The sequence below is a fragment of the Acinetobacter higginsii genome (assembly GCF_000369845.1).
Classification (GTDB): Bacteria; Pseudomonadota; Gammaproteobacteria; order Pseudomonadales; family Moraxellaceae; genus Acinetobacter; species Acinetobacter higginsii.
Genome location: NZ_KB850214.1, coordinates 61,616 through 78,003 on the forward strand (window position 1 = coordinate 61,616; position 16,388 = coordinate 78,003).

Genomic DNA, 16,388 nt, shown 5'->3' on the forward strand with positions numbered 1-16,388 from the left:
TATAATGCCCTCAATTGAGGGCTTTATACTACAGAGTTCAATGCTAATTTTTATTTATTTTAATAGATATAAAATAAGCAATATCCAAATTAGAAAACCAACTGTAAGAATGTAAAGTGCTGTTGTATCAAATTTAGGATTCCTATCTGCGGGCATACATAGATTTGAGCTAGTAATGAATTCGGATGCACAATTAGAACACGCCCTTAATCCAATGGAACGCCAAACTTCGTAAACCCTAGCTGGTATTTCGAACCCAGAACATTCTTCAAATATCTATTATTGCTTTATATGGCCTTAACCTCTTTTTAGAAACAGCTTTCTCTCAGCCTCCCGACGGCGAACTAATCCTTTTAAAACCTTACCACCACCTTTATTCCAAACCAAAAACTGGTCTGCCGCATCTTGGTACGCTAGTGCATTCAAATACTTTAGCAATGTCGAATTTTTAAAAGCATTGCTGCCGATGTTATATGCTAATGAAACCAGAGCATCAAATTGATTCTGAGAAAGTGGAACAGTGACAGCTTCATTTATAGCCTTTTGAAAGTACTTTAAATCATGTTGAAAAAAAGACTTTGCTTGCTCTAATGTACAATAATCCCCTTGCTTAACTCGAACACCCGTTGGATAAACTGTGGTGCCAAATCCAATAGACCACACACCAACCCCATCGTCATAGGCATGTAGCTTTAAATCCTCAAAGCTTGTGATAAGATTGATACCATGAGCACTTATAGACATTTCAAAATCAAAGGCTGTACCTAACATATCGCCAGTATCATAAGCCGTTGCAACATTCATTTGCTTATCTTTAGCATCATTCCGTTTTTGAGGGGGCCTAACATCAATGAGCTTGCGGAAGTAATCCAAGATAGTCTTCATGATTCCTCACTTACCATTTTTTCACATCATTCCATCTAACCAAATAAATCCACAATATCATTCATAAAGATTGAAAACCGTATATTAACGCTAAATACATCAAAGCACTGACAATCCTTAACGTTCAACATTTGCATTACATCATCTCTAACCAACCGATCAAAACCTATTGAATGTAACAATATGCTGAATAATCACAATGTCTCTTTAATCGACATTTATCAAAGCCTACCAATTAATCTTCATTCAATTGCCTTCAGCCAACATACTAGCTAAAATTACGCTTGCAGGAGCGAGGACTTCCCGATGGATGTATTCATACTTCACAGGGTTCCTGCCGTTGGGCCAATTTTAACCGGGTCTGCTTCCGCAAAGGTAACGCCTTGGGAAGCCTAAAGAACGAAGGACGCCGCCCCTAACAGTTTCCTTTGAAACTGAGTAGGATAAAAGAATCATGGTCACAGTGAAGTCTTTATTAAGAGCCCAAACTATGGGCTTTTATTTTGTAATCCTTAATAATTTTGTTTTATCATTCAATTTGAGGCAACAGACTCTCCCTTCTAGCTCCACTTTCCATACTTTAAACTGCATAGTAAATTCAGGGTTATATACAATTAAAAAGCCCACTCAATGAGTGGGCTTCCCCTTAATTCTTTTTGCGCTGAATGAAGGTTATTGTTGTTTAGTTATTATCAAACAACAAGGCAAATATAGATAAAAGTGTGATGTAAATCAACAAATTTATGCTTATTTTAAGAAAATTTTAAAGCTGAGCTACATAATGAGCTATTGTTGCTCAGTTTAGGCAAAACTCATTTCTTCTTGTTGAACTTGGCTATCAGCACAAGAGAAGCATTAGCTAATCATAAGCACTAGAGCTAAAAAGCCCACCTTTCGATGAGCATTTAAACGAACTGAATTTATTCTCCAACTGGAACTGATAATTTAAGCTGATTATTTTTTTTGCTCTAAAGGCATATGATTTTGCTGGGTAATTTTTTGTTGATAATCTTGGTCTGATATGACGCCTCTATTTCGAGCCTTCTGCAGTGAATTTAATTGTTGCTCATATTCATACGCATTTAAAGCACGAGTATCATTGTTTTTTAGAAGATATTGAGATCGTTCAAATGGGCTCATATTAGATGTATTTGACCGAGTTTCATACATCTTCGCCGCATTTACATCACGCTGATTTAGACGATCTTGTTCTTGTTGCTTTGCTGACTCAAAGAAATCAACATGCTCACGACTTTTGATCTCATATTCAGGTATGTCATTTTTTAAGATTAAAAGTGATGGAGGCTTATTAAACAAATCATCAGCACTATACACAGAAACAGTCACAACTGAATTTATTAGAAATATTAATATTTTTTTCATTAAGTATACTCAATATAAAATAAATAAAGACAAGGATATATTTTATAATTTCTACACAATTCTTTCAAATTTAAACACTAAAGACCAACACATCAAGAATCTTGTCGGTAAGTAATTTTATCCATTCTATTGGTACAATACTTGTATTTCTCCTCTTTATTTTCAATACCGACCGTATGAACACATGAACAAAAAAGTAGTACTTTGTTATGCTCAATGTTGCTTGGTACATCTACCCCATAACATTTACTGTCAATTTCGCTTAGTCGGGGCGCCATAATCCATTTACCTGAGTAAAAGGGATAGCCGAGTCCCCCTATAACAATAATGATCAAGATAAGGATAGCAAGGTTAGTTTTAATATATTTCAGCATTTTTCATATTCTTGTTAAAAAACTTAGCTTTCAATGGCGTTTAGATAATAAATCAAAAAATTAATTTAAAAAACTACATAAATATCAATCAATTATATTTAAATCTAAGACGCTTCGCAATCAAAAGATTAGAATTACTTCCAATGCAAGTCCTGTATTCACTATAATAGCCGTGCAGGAGCAAGGACTTCCCGATGGTTGTGTTGATACTTCACAGGGTTCCTGCCGTTGGGTCAGTAATTTTACTCCCGTTACCAGAACCAGTAACCAGCCTGTGGGTAGCCGAAAGAACGAAGGACGCCACCCTAAAGGCTCACTATTTAGTGAGCCTTTATTTTTTAATCCGCGTTGAATCTTATCTTACTCATTCTCAATATTCTGAACAAAGCATTCACGATCCAATTTTTATGATTTCAAATCCATTTACAATCTTCATTGTTTATTCTGCAATTGAACAAAATACAACCCAGAATATCATGTACATTTTATTTTGTTAAAACTCATATAACAGCAATCAATATATAAATAAACCTTTAAAAAGAGCGAAATACCATAAAACAAGCAATTTAATGCACAATAAAAATCATCTTAATCAGTTGTTTTATATAAAATTATAATAAAGCTCTTGATATATAAGGCTTTTCCATATTATAAGGATAAATTATGGAGTAAACTTACACTCGTACCATACAGTTTCATTGAAATTTCATTAATAAACCTTATATTGGTATATGCGTAGCGATCAAGCGCCATATGGATCTATTTCATACAGCATTGATTTATACTTTTTTGATTAGAGGAACACCTCATGAATAAGTTAATGGTTGCGGTTTTTGCTGGCTTAATTACCCTCACAGGTTTTAGTGTACAAGCTGCAACACCAGAACAAGAATGTAAAAAGTTACAGGATGACTCGAACCTGATCTATGCATCTAAAGGATTCTGTTTTAAAGACGCTGATGCTAAAGCGAAGTTTGGTAACGAAAATTGCCATACGACTAAGCCAAAGTTTTCTGATAAAGAACAACAACGTCTTGATGAAATCAAAGCTCGTCAAAAAGAGCTTAACTGCAAATAAGCAGCCAAATATCGTGTTTTAAACACTCCAATTCACTCTCTGATCACGGAGAGTGGATGCTATTATTGAAAAAATAAGCCTATCTAAAGGATGAATCATGGCATACGATGACCAAAATATTTTTGCACGAATCCTTCGTGGTGAATTACCTGCAATCAAAATCTATGAAGATGATCAGGTTCTCGCGTTTATGGATATCATGCCCCAAGCAGATGGTCATGCTTTAGTGATTCCAAAGACACCAGCAGTTACCTTATTGGACCTCCCTGCCGATGCGGCTGCATATACCATCCAGATCGTGCAGAAAATTGCCAAAGCAATGGAAACTGCCTTAGATGCCAAAGGTATCGTACTTATGCAGCTTTCTGGTGCAGCAGCGGGACAAACCGTCCCTCATGTGCATTTCCATCTGATCCCTAGTTCAGTGCATGAACTTGGTCGCCATGCGGCAAAAATGGGTGATCAAGAAAAAATTACAGCACTCGCTGAAAAAATCAAAGCTGCACTTTAAGTTCTTATTTTTATAAAGACGGAGTTTTTACTCCGTTTTTTTTTGTTTGCTAATTATATAAAAAATAATAAGAAATATATTTATTACTAAATATGAATCGTCATCAAACTGTCATTTTTCTTTCACTTCTCTGTCACAAAGTTTACCGATACTGCATACAAGTCAGTGAGCTATGTAACTTTATGTACATAAGCAAGCTCATAACAGTAACTAAGGCATCAGCCATTTACAAAAAGTGTTTTGGAGAAATCTCAATGAAAAAATTGCTTCTTGCTGCTACTGTAGCAACTTTAGCCATGAATGCAGCGCAAGCAGCACCAACATTGTATGGTAAGCTCAATGTGACTTTAGATCAAATTGATAAGAATGGCTTTAAAGACGAAAGCGTAACTAAAGTAAACTCAAACGCTTCTCGTATCGGGGTAAAAGGTGAAGAAAAACTGACTGATAACCTTTCAGCAGTTTACTTAATTGAATGGCAAATCAGTGCAGATGGTGACGGTGATGTATTCAGTAACCGTAACCGTTATGTCGGTATTAAGTCAGATGGTATCGGTACTTTAAAAGTAGGCCAATATGACTCTTACTTTAAAAATGCTGCTGGCAACAACCAAGATATTTTTAACGATCACAATGAGTTAGATATGACAGCTATCCTAGCTGGCGAAGATCGCTTAAAGAATGTGATTGGTTTCGAAACAGATAAGAAATTACTCGGTGGTTTAGCATTCAACATCATGTTCCAACAAGGTGAAGAATCGTCTACTGTATCGAACAATGCAAAAGGCCAAAAAGGCAGCCGTGATAGCTTTGGTGATGGTGTTTCAACCTCAATCACTTATGAAAACAAAGACTTCGGTTTAGCTGCAGCTGTTGCAGGTAACTTTGGTGTTGCATCTAAATACAATGCTTATAACAGCGAATTAGGTGGAAACATTTACTCTGATGCAATCCGTGTAACAGGTTCTTTAGACTTAACACCAGCAGGTGTTGATGGCCTAGTGTTTGGTGCATTATGGCAAACAACTCAACCAACTGATGACACAGTAATTACGACAAGCGGTACTCCTGCTGTTGTAACGTCTTATAAAGGCTTGCAAGAAGATGCTTACGGCGTAACTGCTGCATACGTAATTCCATCAACGCCAATTAAGTTAAAAGCAGAATATATCTCTGCAACAACTGAAGTAAATGGCCGTGATGATCGTAAACAAGACCTTTATGGTGTAGGTGCTGATTACCAAATCAATAAACAAACACGTTTCTACGGTGTTGTAGGTCAACAAAAACGTGATTGGTTAGTGAAAGATGATAAGAAAACAACCATCGGTTTAGGTATGGAATATAACTTCTAATTTGAAGCTACCTCCTATCTTATAAGAAAAAGGGCGATCTTGATCAGCCCTTTTTCTTTTGTATTACACTCACAATACTTTGATTTTTCCTAACTCGGGAGCTCCCATCAAAAAAAGCCTTTGATAATTTTACGGAAACTCTGAATAACAGGATCTTTAGTTCTGCCTCGTCTAAAAATAAGCGAAAATGGTGCTGTATAACCAAATGTTGCTGGAAGTAGTACTTTTAAGCGTTGTTGTTCCACCCAATATTGAGCAAAATGCTCTGGCAAATAACCAATATATTGCCCTGATAAAATAAGTACCAATTGTGCTTCCATCGAATCAACTGTAGCAAAAGAATGCTTAAATCCTTGTTTGGCCAATTCGGTATGACTCCAATAACCACGACTGACCATTTTTTCACGTCGAATAATTTCTGCCGTTAGACCTTGCTGTTTATATAAGGGGTGCGTATCACTACAAAATAACCATTGCTGTTCTTTGTGCAAAGCTTGATACATCACGCCATTCATTTTCAGAAAAAAAGATCCAATCGCAACATCAAAACGATTTTCCAAAATCCCCATCTGCAACTCATAGGGAGATTGCACCTGCAATTTAATATAAACATTTGGATTCTGTTCTGAAAACTGTTGGATGATTTGATCTAAAGGGATATTTCGATCTGTCACCATCGAATCCAGCATCCCTATTTTAATGGTACCCGTCAGTTCGCCCTTGATCTGTGCAGTGTGCCTAGAAAAATTTTCTAACTCATTCAGTATGCGCTTGGCTTCCTGAAAAAACATTTCACCTTTTTGAGTGATTGCAAAACCACCACGTCCACGTTCACATAACTTGAAACCGACCATATGTTCCAATTGATTCATATAGGTACTAATGGCCGAGGTTGATAGGTTGAGCTCTTGCTGGGCATTTGCAAACCCTTGATTCTTTACAATACTGACAAAAATTCGAACTAACTTGATATCCATATGCGTCATGGCTTTTATCTCAATTTTCCCTCTGCCTCACTTCATCTTAAAACATTCTTGTAAAACTTAGTTTAGAAAAATCAAAACTAAGTTTTTAAAAAATAAGATTTAACCCTGTTCCGAGCTGATCAATAAATAAGAAAAAGGAGAAGCAAATGAACAAGCGCTTAAATCAACCGCTCGGTGGTAATGAAATGCCGCGTTTTGGTGGCATTGCCTCAATGTTACGCCTACCAGTTGTCGATAATGATGCAGGTTTGGCCGAACTGGATGCGGCTTTTATTGGGATCCCTCTAGATATTGGTACATCTTTGCGCTCAGGCACGCGTTTTGGCCCGCGGCAAATTCGTGCCGAATCGGTCATGATTCGCCCATATAACATGGCAACTGGCGCAGCACCATTTGATTCACTCAATGTGGCTGATATTGGTGATGTCCCGATCAACACCTTTAATTTGACAGAAGCGGTACGCATTATTGAAGAACATTATGATCGCGTACTGGCCCATCCGATTATTCCGCTCACGATTGGTGGTGATCACACGCTGACTCTTCCAATCCTACGTGCGATCCATAAAAAACATGGGCCTGTTGGTTTGGTTCATATCGATGCGCATGCAGACGTCAATGATGAGATGTTTGGTGAAAAAGTCGCACATGGCACCACCTTTCGACGTGCTGCTGAAGAAGGACTACTTGATTGTCAACGCGTTGTGCAAATTGGTTTACGGGCTCAAGGCTATAGTGCAGATGACTTCAATTGGAGTCGACGACAAGGCTTTCGGGTCGTTCAAGCTGAAGAATGCTGGCATAAATCGCTCGCTCCCTTAATGGAGGAAGTGAGAGCACAAGTTGCTGGCGGGCCTGTGTATTTATCCTTTGATATTGATGGGATTGATCCTGCTTGGGCACCAGGGACAGGAACACCAGAGATCGGCGGTTTGACAACCATTCAAGCCATGGAAATTATCCGCGGCTGTCAGGGTCTAGATCTGATCGGCTGTGATTTGGTTGAAGTCTCACCACCTTATGACACGACAGGCAATACCTCATTGCTTGGCGCGAATCTGCTGTATGAAATGTTATGCGTCCTCCCTGGGGTAAAAATACGTAAATAACGTCCCACGATAAAACAAGAAAAACACATGGATAAAAATAGGTCGAGATGGAATGAAAAAAGATCAATCAAAACGGGCTGCTGCCGCGGCCTTCGTTGGAACAACAATCGAGTTTTATGACTTCTATGTTTATGCCACGGCTGCAGCTCTCGTGCTCGGCTTGGTATTTTTCCCTGAAACCGATCCTGTAACAGGGACATTAGCGGCTTTTGCAACCTTTGCTGTCGGTTTTATTGCCAGACCGATTGCTGCCGTTATTTTCGGGCATTTAGGCGATAAATTAGGTCGCAAAAAAATGCTGCTATTTACCATGCTGCTGATGGGACTGGCCACCACTGGAATTGGCTTGATTCCCAGCTATGCGCATATTGGGATTTGGGCCCCTGTTCTTCTAATCGTACTACGCTTTTTGCAAGGCTTGTCAGTCGGTGGTGAATGGGGTGGAGCAGTACTCATGGCCAGCGAACATGCTCCTACCCATAAAAAAACTTTTTTCGCCTCTTTTGCCCAAATGGGCAGCCCAGCAGGTCTGATTCTGTGCCTTTTAGTCTTTAAAGGTATTACGTCTTTGGATGAACAAGCCTTACTGAGTTGGGGCTGGCGTATACCCTTTTTACTCAGCTTTGTATTTATGCTCATTGGCCTAGCCATCCGTCTAGGTGTAGAAGAATCCCCTGAATTTAAACAGATGCAAGCCAAACAAGAAATAGCCAAATACCCAGTAAAAGAGTTGCTTAAAAACTATTGGCCTCAAGTGGTTTTTGCTGGACTGGCGATTACCATTGGGACAGCGGGTTTCTTTTTCACCAATACCTTCATGATTAGCTATGTCACCCAATATATGGGGATCAGCCGCCCCACGATTTTAGATGCTTTGTTTTGGGTCACCCTATTTGAATTTCTAGCCATGCCAATTGCAGCTTGGTATGCCAGTAAAGTGGGGACACATCGTTTTCTGTTCTGGGCTGCAATCCTCTGTATCGCCATTCCATATCCAATGTTTATGCTGGTGAGTACCCAAAATATCTATTACATCGTGTTGGGGATTACGCTTGCGGTCATTGCGCTGTCTTCTTTATATGCCGTTGTCGCTGGCTTTATGGCGGAAGCTTTTCCTGCACATGTCCGTTATTCAGGGATTTCCATTTCCTATCAAATGATTGCGGCAATCACCAGTGGAACCACACCCATCATTGGCACTTTGTTGGCTCAACATTATGCAGGCCAATGGTTACCTTTGGCGTTCTTATTTAGTTTTCTCTCGCTGCTGTCCCTCATTGGCATTTGTGGCATTACCCGACTAAGAAAAAAGCAACTTTCTCAGGAACAGGCTGAACAAAAGCACGTCAGCCCCAAACAAGCCGCTTAATGGATGAACCAACAAGCAAACCTGAACCTGATAAATGGATATTAAGAGTAGCGCATTATGCATAGAGATCGTTCTAAACAGATTACAACAATCGAAAGTTATGGTATCGAAGAGATACCTGCACATGCCCGTACAGCAAGCCCTTTTGATCTATTTCGTTTAAGTTTTGGTGGCGCTAATACCTTTTCGACCTGTGTCTTAGGCAGCTTCCCGATTGTATTTGGCCTTTCTTTTCAAGCTGGATTCTGGGCAATCTTGTGTGGGGTTATCTTGGGGGCCTGTATCTTAGCGCCAATGGGAATTTTTGGTGCACGTACGGGAACCAACAACGCCGTGGCTTCTGGCGCCCATTTTGGCGTGCATGGCAGAGTTGTCGGCTCATTTTTATCCTTACTTACCGCCATCGCATTTTTTTCGCTCTCCGTGTGGAGTTCTGGCGATGCACTGATTGGTGCAACTCAACGTCTATTTGACAGCTCTTATCAAAGTAACTGGCTATATGGATTGGTCTATAGTGGCTTTGCCTTATTGGTGCTTACGATTTGTATCTATGGCTTTCGCTTTATGCTACTGGTGAACCGAGTGGCCGTGATTGCATCAAGTCTATTATTCTTTTTAGGTCTGTTTGCTTTTTCCAAGCAATTTGATTCAACTTACGCAGGACAAATTCAACTCGGACAAGCTGGATTTTGGGCAGCTTTCACTGGTGCAGCCTTGATTGCATTCAGTAACCCAATTTCCTTTGGTACTTTCCTTGGTGGCTGGTCGCGCTATATTCCTAAAGAAACCGCCTCCCATAAAATCATGGCAGCCGTATTTGCTTCACAGCTTGCAACCTTAATTCCCTTTCTGTTTGGTCTAGTCACCGCCAGCATTGTTGCTCGCAGTGCTCCCGTGTTTATTGAACAAAATAATTACATCGCTGGACTGATTCAAATTGCGCCAGCTTGGTACTTTATTCCATTGTGTTTAATTGCACTGATTGGTGGTTTATCTACTGGAACTACAGCCTTGTACGGTACGGGTTTGGACATGTCGAGTCTTTTTCCAAAATCACTCACACGTGTTAAAGCCACGATCTGGGTTGGTCTATTGTCCATCCTGTTTATATTTCTAGGTCGTTTTGCAGCGAATCTGACTCAAAGCGTCATGACTTTTGCCACTCTAATAGTGGTGTGTACCAGTCCATGGATCATCATTATGATTATCGGATTTATCACACGGAAAGGTTACTATAAAAATGATGATTTACAGGTGTTTGCAAATGGCCTAAAAGGCGGCGCTTACTGGTTTCATCATGGTTGGAATTGGCGTGGCATCATCGCATGGATACCCAGTGCACTTATCGGCCTTTGCTTTGTGCATTTACCAGATCAGTTTATTGGTATCTGGGGGCATTTATTCAACGGTCTTGATTTGAGTTTACCGATCAGTATTACACTTGCAGCATTGCTTTATATTTCACTGCTCAAACTGTTCCCTGAGCCAAGTAATGTATACAAAGCAACATCTAGCGCGAAAAAGACCAAGCAGCAATGTCATAGATCATTGGTGTCAGAATAGCAATGATGCAGATATATAACTTAGAAAAAAGCCTGCTCAAGTGAACAGGCTTTTCCGCATCGAATTTTTTACTTTTTAAGGAAACCACTCACCAAATTCAACACTTGCTGGATATCTTGGTTGGCTTCTTGTGGATTGGTACTACTGCCTTGCGGTGTTAAAGAATCAATCACTTGCGGTAATACTGAAGCAATTGCACCATAGATGGCTTGTTTCGGTGCTTGAGTTTGTTGTGCAACTTGTTCTACATCTTGGTCATCAAATAAACTTTGAATATTTTGCTCTGGCACATCTTGTGCATTTTGTTGCTGTGGATCTACCCAGCTTTGCACTTGATTCGATAAACCGGCATTTTTTAGTTTATCCAATGCACCTTGTAGACCGCCTTGTTTTTGAATCCAAGCTAACACCAATGGTAAAACTGCAATCAATAAAGTTTGTGCGGTATTACCACCAGTTGCATTACTTTGGGTTGAAGTATTTCCGCCACCCAATTGCCCTAAAACTGAACCCAATATACCACCCAAGCCACCTTGCTGGCTTTGGGTATTTTGCTGTTGGCCACCAAGTTGACCTAAAACAGAACCTAAAATTCCACCTAAACCACCCGTTTGGCCTGATTGTTGCTGACCGCCTAAAGCTTGCTTTGCTAAAATTTCAACAATGTTGGTTAAATCAGTCATGACTTAAACTTTCCTTTGGAATTATTTATGCAAAAAGCATACGCTGCTTTGAAAGCACAAAACAAAGTTAAATTGTTAAATTTTGCAAGAACTTGCAACTCTTTCCAGCCTGATTATTTTACCAGCGGAATTTATTCCAATTCTCAGGATTCGCCCAAAACTTGGAGTTAAACCAGTCAGGTACATGCTTATAAGTCAAAATATTAAATTGCCATAAAGCAAAATCACTGCCGTGTGTGGTTTTATCAATCAATTGAGTAAAGCCAAGCGAACGCAATAATTTTTCATCGCCCAGTTTACTGACCACGACAATTCGTTTGGCCATCAGGTCACGCAACTTCACCAACAGCTGTGATTTTTGCGTTTCGCTGATATTTTGCATTTCTTCTGTATCAAATAATACAAAACCTAAATCATAACGCTGCGTAAATGGCAGACTTAAAAAGTCAGTTACGCTAAAATAATGCCATTGAATTGAAGCATTTTGGTCAATCTGCTGACCTATACAAAGTGCAGTATGAATGGGCTGTTCTTGAGATAAATCGTCTAGCATAGAAGTGATGACATTTTGTTCAGCCATAACTGCAACCCTTGATTGAAAAGATGAGAGTTTATTAATGGAACTACAAGGCATTTGTCATAAAATGCATGCAGCGCTCAAAACGCATAGTGTAACTGATCAATCAACAAGCAAGGCAAATGTTGAATATAAATTTATATTAGATCGTTCAGAAACTGACCTTCCTTTTGTTTTAGGTCAAGAAATTGAGATCGAATGGACTGGCAATATCTTTTGTACCTCTTGTGGTGCAAAAACACCGAAGTCTTATTCGCAGGGTCATTGTTTTAAATGTTTTAAAACCAAGGCCGAATGTGACCTGTGCATTATGAAACCTGAAACCTGCCATTATCACTTGGGAACCTGTCGTGAAGACCAGTTCGCACATGATGTTTGTTTCCAGCCACATATTGTGTATTTGGCCAATTCAAGTGCCTTGAAGATCGGGATTACCCGTATCGTCAATATGCCGACCCGTTGGTTAGATCAAGGGGCAACCCAAGCTTTACCCATTATGAAAGTCGGTTCACGTCGTTTGTCTGGGCATTTGGAAACGTTAATTGGTACACAAATCGCAGATAAAACCGACTGGCGCAAATTGCTGAAAGGTGAAGCTGAACCTTTAAATCTGCTCGAGCAACGTGATCAAATTCTTGAAGAATTCGCTCCGAAAATTCAAAGCATCCGTGAAGAATTCAATCAGAACCTTGAATTTAACGAAAGCTTGGAATTCTTGGAAGATGAAACGCCACGTGAATTTATTTATCCCGTTGAACATTATCCTGAAAAGATTAAATCACTGAATTTGGATAAAACCCCAAAAATTCGCGGTGTGTTGCAAGGAATCAAAGGCCAATACTTATTATTCGATATTGGTGTGATTAATATCCGTAAATATACAGGTTACGAACTAATCCTTCGTGCCTGAAGCATATGCATAAAAAAGGTGGCTTAATCGCCACCTTTTTTATTTAGCCTGCATTTAAACAATTGAGAATCGCTTGTACTGGATCTTCGGTATTACCCGAGATCAACTGTTTATGCATGCTCAAATGTTGCATCATTTGAATATGCGCCGTTTCATGATCCATTAATTTTTCGATTTCAGTGGCTAAATGCTGAGGCGTTGCATCGGCCTGAATCAGTTCCTCAATTACTTTCTTGCCTGCAATGATATTCGGCAATGAGTAGTATGGAATTTTGACCATGAATTTCGCAATCAGATAGGTCAGCCAGTTCAATTTATAAAAAGTCACCATTGGACGGTGCAGTAACATTGCTTCAAGAGTCGCGGTACCAGAAGCCAAAGCCACAATATCACTGGCATTCATCACCATACGGCCAATTTTTGACTCGGCATCGCTATTTTCCAGAACATGAATTTTAGATTTCAGGCTGGTATCTAGATTTTGAATGCCCTGTTCAATCTGATGCTTGCGCGCATCATTAATTGCGGGGATTAAAAACTCCAGATCAGGATGCTTCCGATGAAGAATTTCAGCAGCACCCGTGAGCAGTGGCAGCAATCGTTCAATTTCACTACGGCGACTTCCTGGTAATAAAGCAATATGGGTTTTATGTGCTGACAAGCCCAATTGATGCTTGGCTTCAGTAATCGGATTTTTTAAAGGTAATTGTTTTGCCAATGGATGCCCAACAAAGGCCGCGGCAACCTCATAATTTTCATAAAAGGTTTTTTCAAATGGAAATAAACACAGAACCAAATCGATACTGCGTTTAATACCATGAACGCGACCTTGACGCCATGCCCACACCGATGGGCTGACATATTGCACGGTTTTTATCGGTAACTGTTTTTCTTTAATGGTTTTAGAGAGACGTAAATTAAAATCGGGTGCATCAATACCAATGAAGATATCAACGGGATGCTCTGTCCAGCGTTCAACTAAACCGTCACGCACAGCAAACAGTTTTTTTAAATCTTTAAGGACTTCAACAATTCCCATCACTGAAAGAATTTCCATCGGATAATAACTGTGAAATCCTTCAGCAATCATTTGTGGACCACCAATACCCTCAAATTCAGCATCGATGCCTTGTTCGCGAAAACTGCGCATGAGTTTCACTCCTAGAGTATCTCCAGAAACTTCCCCCACCACGATACCAATTTTTAGTTTTTGCTTTAACAAGACCCACGCCCCACAGAAATGTTTAAATGATTCTAACAGAATGATTTTACATCGAATCACCCTATACCGCGCAAATTGTTCATGATTGGTGAACATTAGTTCTGATCTAAGATGACATTTATTATTCAAAATACAATCTAGATTTACGATGAATGAAGAATTGATTGAGATTCCGCTAAGATTTAATATAAACAAGAATCATTTCCATATGTGATTTATTTCTCCCTCCTTTTGCTTCAAGACCCTTTATGGCTAAATCTGCATCTATTTCGCTTGTCTATCGACTGAGCATTTTTTATCGCTTTGTGCTGAGTTTTGTTGTTGGCTACGTGTGCATGATGTATTTGAGCCTTGGACTCGGTTCATTGTTTAGCCATTTATTAGACAAGGCAGAGGCTATTTACCTTGCAGCATTTATTTCAATTCTCTTTTATCTGGCCTTTATCATTATGAGTTTTTGCGCACATTCACTGTGGAAACTCAGCTTGACCAGTCTGGTTTTGACAGGCGCTTTGTTTGGCTTATCTGTGGGTTTAAATTAAAAATGCAAAATAAAGGCGTTCGCCAATCAATGGCATGGTTGCATGCGTGGACAGGCTTAATTTTTGGCTGGCTTTTATTTGCCATTTTCCTAATGGGCACCAGCTCCTACTATCGTCATCAGATTAACCTATGGATGCAACCACAGCTGGCGCAATATCAAGTTAATCAAGATACTGCTATTCATACAGCAACGGATTATTTAGCTAAAAATGCGACTGATGCCAAATCTTGGTATCTCAATATTGCCAATCATGAAGAACCGGTCAATAAAATGTATTGGCAACAAGCCAGCGGTGGCTATGAAAGTCGTAGCTTAGATGCCAATACGGGGCAAGAGCTAAAACTCTCAGCGACTCAAGGCGGAGATTTCTTTTATAACTTTCATTTTCAGCTTTATGGTGTTCCCATCATGGTCGGACGGCTGATTGCCTGTCTCGCTGCCTTTATTATGCTGATTGCTTTGGTCTCTGGGATTATCACGCATAAGAAGATCTTTACCGATTTCTTTACCCTCAGAACCTTTAAATCGCAACGCTCATGGTTGGACTTCCATAATGTCTCCTCTGTACTGGCCTTGCCCTTTTTCCTGACCATTACTTTTACAGGATTGGCGATTTTCTTCTATCTGTACTTGCCTTGGGGCATGCAAAAGCTTTATCCAGAGAACCCTTTTCAATATTTTACTGAAATCAGAACTACTGAAAAAAGCACAACGCATCAAGCTGAACCTAAAAAAGCAGAAATGTTGCCGATTGGCAGCTTATTAGAAAAAGTAAAACAACAATGGGGAGATCAAGCCTTAGCTTCAATTGAAGTTAAAAACCCCAATACAGACCAAGCCATCATTACCTTTAAACAATTAGAAGATCGATCGATCACATTAAATCAGGCACAAATTACCTTTGATGGTACAGGAAAAATTCTCGGAAATACCCGTAATAATAGTGCAGTTGCAACTCTACACTCGGGTGTTTATGGCCTACATATGGCAACTTTTGCAAAGCCGATACTTCGCTTCGCTTTCTTTTGTTCGGGAATTCTAGGTTGCTTAATGATTGCTTCTGGCCTATTGCTTTGGAGCTTAAAACGTCAGATTCAAAACAAATCTGATCAATTCCACTTTGGCTATTATTTGGTGGATCGTTTAAATGTTGCTGCCTTTATCGGCCTTCCTATGGCAATGCTCGGCTATCTATTCGCAAATCGATTTGTACATGTAACCGAAACCACACCCAACTATGAAATCTATACATTTTTCTGCGTATGGGGACTGAGTTTTATCCTCGCTTTATTGACGAAAAAGCAATATTTATGGAAATCACAGATCTGTATTTTCGGCTTGATTGCTTTGGCTCTACCTGTCTATAACTTGGTGTACTTAATTCAACATCAGCTCATCACCGATTTATACAGCTATTGGATATTCTTGCGAATCGATTTGTTCCTACTGGTCTGTGCCCTGTTTGCCGTGTTTATTTTTAGAAATATTCAGCCGATTCAAGTGAAATCTGCTCAGAAAATCAAAGCGAAATTAGCCAAAAATGAGGTTAAAGCATGATTATTTTGAATCTTATACTGACGTTGATCGGGATGCTGTTGCTGTATAAATGCAGTTCCAAACAGATCAACAAAGCCAAACAACAAGCTTTTATTCACTATCAAACCCAGTTGAGAGTCTTAGCATATTTCTGCTTCTTGCTTGCGGGCAGCCTGCTTTGTTTAGAATATGGTAATTCCATTGGATTCATTAGTTGGTGGATTTTTGCTACGCCTGTAACCTTTATATTGGTGTTATCAGTGAATGAGCTTAAACCCACTAAAAAACTAAAATGATTTTGCG

Annotated in this window: 16 protein-coding genes and 1 pseudogene; 10 read left to right on the forward strand and 7 right to left on the reverse strand. The window is 39.5% G+C overall.

Annotated elements, in window-relative coordinates:
* Positions 1-297: 297 nt before the first annotated feature.
* The 3 genes and pseudogenes from F885_RS12080 to F885_RS21215 all read right to left on the reverse strand — a co-directional run bounded on the left by F885_RS12080 (position 298) and on the right by F885_RS21215 (position 2,642).
* Complete coding sequence (locus F885_RS12080; protein WP_005315598.1) at positions 298-885, reverse strand: lysozyme; 588 nt, start codon at positions 883-885, stop codon at positions 298-300.
* 920 nt (positions 886-1,805) lie between these two features.
* Positions 1,806-2,268, reverse strand: a pseudogene (locus F885_RS12075) (hypothetical protein).
* A gap of 92 nt (positions 2,269-2,360) precedes the next feature.
* Entirely contained in the window at positions 2,361-2,642 is a 282-nt protein-coding gene (locus F885_RS21215) for a hypothetical protein (RefSeq protein WP_005315605.1), read from the reverse strand.
* Positions 2,643-3,450: 808 nt separating this feature from the next.
* On the opposite strand from F885_RS21215, the gene F885_RS12060 reads away from it, so the two are divergent.
* The 3 genes from F885_RS12060 to F885_RS12050 all read left to right on the forward strand — a co-directional run bounded on the left by F885_RS12060 (position 3,451) and on the right by F885_RS12050 (position 5,586).
* Positions 3,451-3,720, forward strand: coding sequence for a YARHG domain-containing protein (locus F885_RS12060; RefSeq protein WP_004807247.1), 270 nt, complete (start codon positions 3,451-3,453; stop codon positions 3,718-3,720).
* A gap of 97 nt (positions 3,721-3,817) precedes the next feature.
* Complete coding sequence (locus tag F885_RS12055; RefSeq protein WP_005315619.1) at positions 3,818-4,231, forward strand: HIT family protein; 414 nt, start codon at positions 3,818-3,820, stop codon at positions 4,229-4,231.
* A 254-nt stretch (positions 4,232-4,485) separates the two neighbouring features.
* Positions 4,486-5,586, forward strand: a complete 1,101-nt coding sequence (locus tag F885_RS12050) for a porin (protein WP_004807251.1) — start codon at positions 4,486-4,488, stop codon at positions 5,584-5,586.
* Between the two features lie 107 nt (positions 5,587-5,693).
* Here F885_RS12050 and F885_RS12045 read toward each other — a convergent pair whose 3' ends face one another.
* Positions 5,694-6,572: a LysR family transcriptional regulator gene (locus F885_RS12045; RefSeq protein WP_004807253.1), complete on the reverse strand. Its 879-nt coding sequence runs from the start codon at positions 6,570-6,572 to the stop codon at positions 5,694-5,696.
* A 146-nt stretch (positions 6,573-6,718) separates the two neighbouring features.
* On the opposite strand from F885_RS12045, the gene speB reads away from it, so the two are divergent.
* From speB to F885_RS12030, 3 genes are read left to right on the forward strand one after another with little or no spacing between them, the layout of a single operon-like run.
* On the forward strand, positions 6,719-7,681 hold the full coding sequence (speB, locus tag F885_RS12040; RefSeq protein ID WP_005315626.1) for an agmatinase: 963 nt from the start codon (positions 6,719-6,721) through the stop codon (positions 7,679-7,681).
* A gap of 52 nt (positions 7,682-7,733) precedes the next feature.
* Positions 7,734-9,050 (forward strand): MFS transporter, encoded by a 1,317-nt coding sequence (locus tag F885_RS12035; protein WP_005315629.1) that lies wholly within the window; start codon positions 7,734-7,736, stop codon positions 9,048-9,050.
* Positions 9,051-9,107: 57 nt separating this feature from the next.
* Positions 9,108-10,613, forward strand: a complete 1,506-nt coding sequence (locus F885_RS12030) for a purine-cytosine permease family protein (protein WP_005315634.1) — start codon at positions 9,108-9,110, stop codon at positions 10,611-10,613.
* A gap of 68 nt (positions 10,614-10,681) precedes the next feature.
* On the opposite strand, the gene F885_RS12025 is transcribed toward F885_RS12030, so the two are convergent.
* Together F885_RS12025 and F885_RS12020 are read right to left on the reverse strand one after the other, a co-directional pair.
* Positions 10,682-11,296: a YidB family protein gene (locus tag F885_RS12025; RefSeq protein ID WP_005315636.1), complete on the reverse strand. Its 615-nt coding sequence runs from the start codon at positions 11,294-11,296 to the stop codon at positions 10,682-10,684.
* A gap of 118 nt (positions 11,297-11,414) precedes the next feature.
* Entirely contained in the window at positions 11,415-11,876 is a 462-nt protein-coding gene (locus F885_RS12020) for a DUF6231 family protein (protein ID WP_005315638.1), read from the reverse strand.
* A 37-nt stretch (positions 11,877-11,913) separates the two neighbouring features.
* On the opposite strand from F885_RS12020, the gene F885_RS12015 reads away from it, so the two are divergent.
* On the forward strand, positions 11,914-12,783 hold the full coding sequence (locus F885_RS12015) for a DUF2797 domain-containing protein (protein WP_004653389.1): 870 nt from the start codon (positions 11,914-11,916) through the stop codon (positions 12,781-12,783).
* 43 nt (positions 12,784-12,826) lie between these two features.
* Here F885_RS12015 and lpxB read toward each other — a convergent pair whose 3' ends face one another.
* Positions 12,827-14,005 carry a lipid-A-disaccharide synthase gene (lpxB, locus tag F885_RS12010; RefSeq protein WP_171068198.1) on the reverse strand — a complete coding sequence of 393 codons (1,179 nt, stop codon included), beginning with the start codon at positions 14,003-14,005 and terminating at the stop codon, positions 12,827-12,829.
* 248 nt (positions 14,006-14,253) lie between these two features.
* On the opposite strand from lpxB, the gene F885_RS12005 reads away from it, so the two are divergent.
* From F885_RS12005 to F885_RS11995, 3 genes are read left to right on the forward strand one after another with little or no spacing between them, the layout of a single operon-like run.
* Positions 14,254-14,547: a hypothetical protein gene (locus F885_RS12005; RefSeq protein ID WP_004807271.1), complete on the forward strand. Its 294-nt coding sequence runs from the start codon at positions 14,254-14,256 to the stop codon at positions 14,545-14,547.
* A 2-nt stretch (positions 14,548-14,549) separates the two neighbouring features.
* Positions 14,550-16,106: a PepSY-associated TM helix domain-containing protein gene (locus F885_RS12000; protein ID WP_032859254.1), complete on the forward strand. Its 1,557-nt coding sequence runs from the start codon at positions 14,550-14,552 to the stop codon at positions 16,104-16,106.
* Complete coding sequence (locus tag F885_RS11995) at positions 16,103-16,381, forward strand: hypothetical protein (RefSeq protein ID WP_005315645.1); 279 nt, start codon at positions 16,103-16,105, stop codon at positions 16,379-16,381. Before F885_RS12000 ends, F885_RS11995 begins: the two co-directional genes overlap by 4 nt.
* The last annotated feature ends 7 nt before the right edge of the window (positions 16,382-16,388 follow it).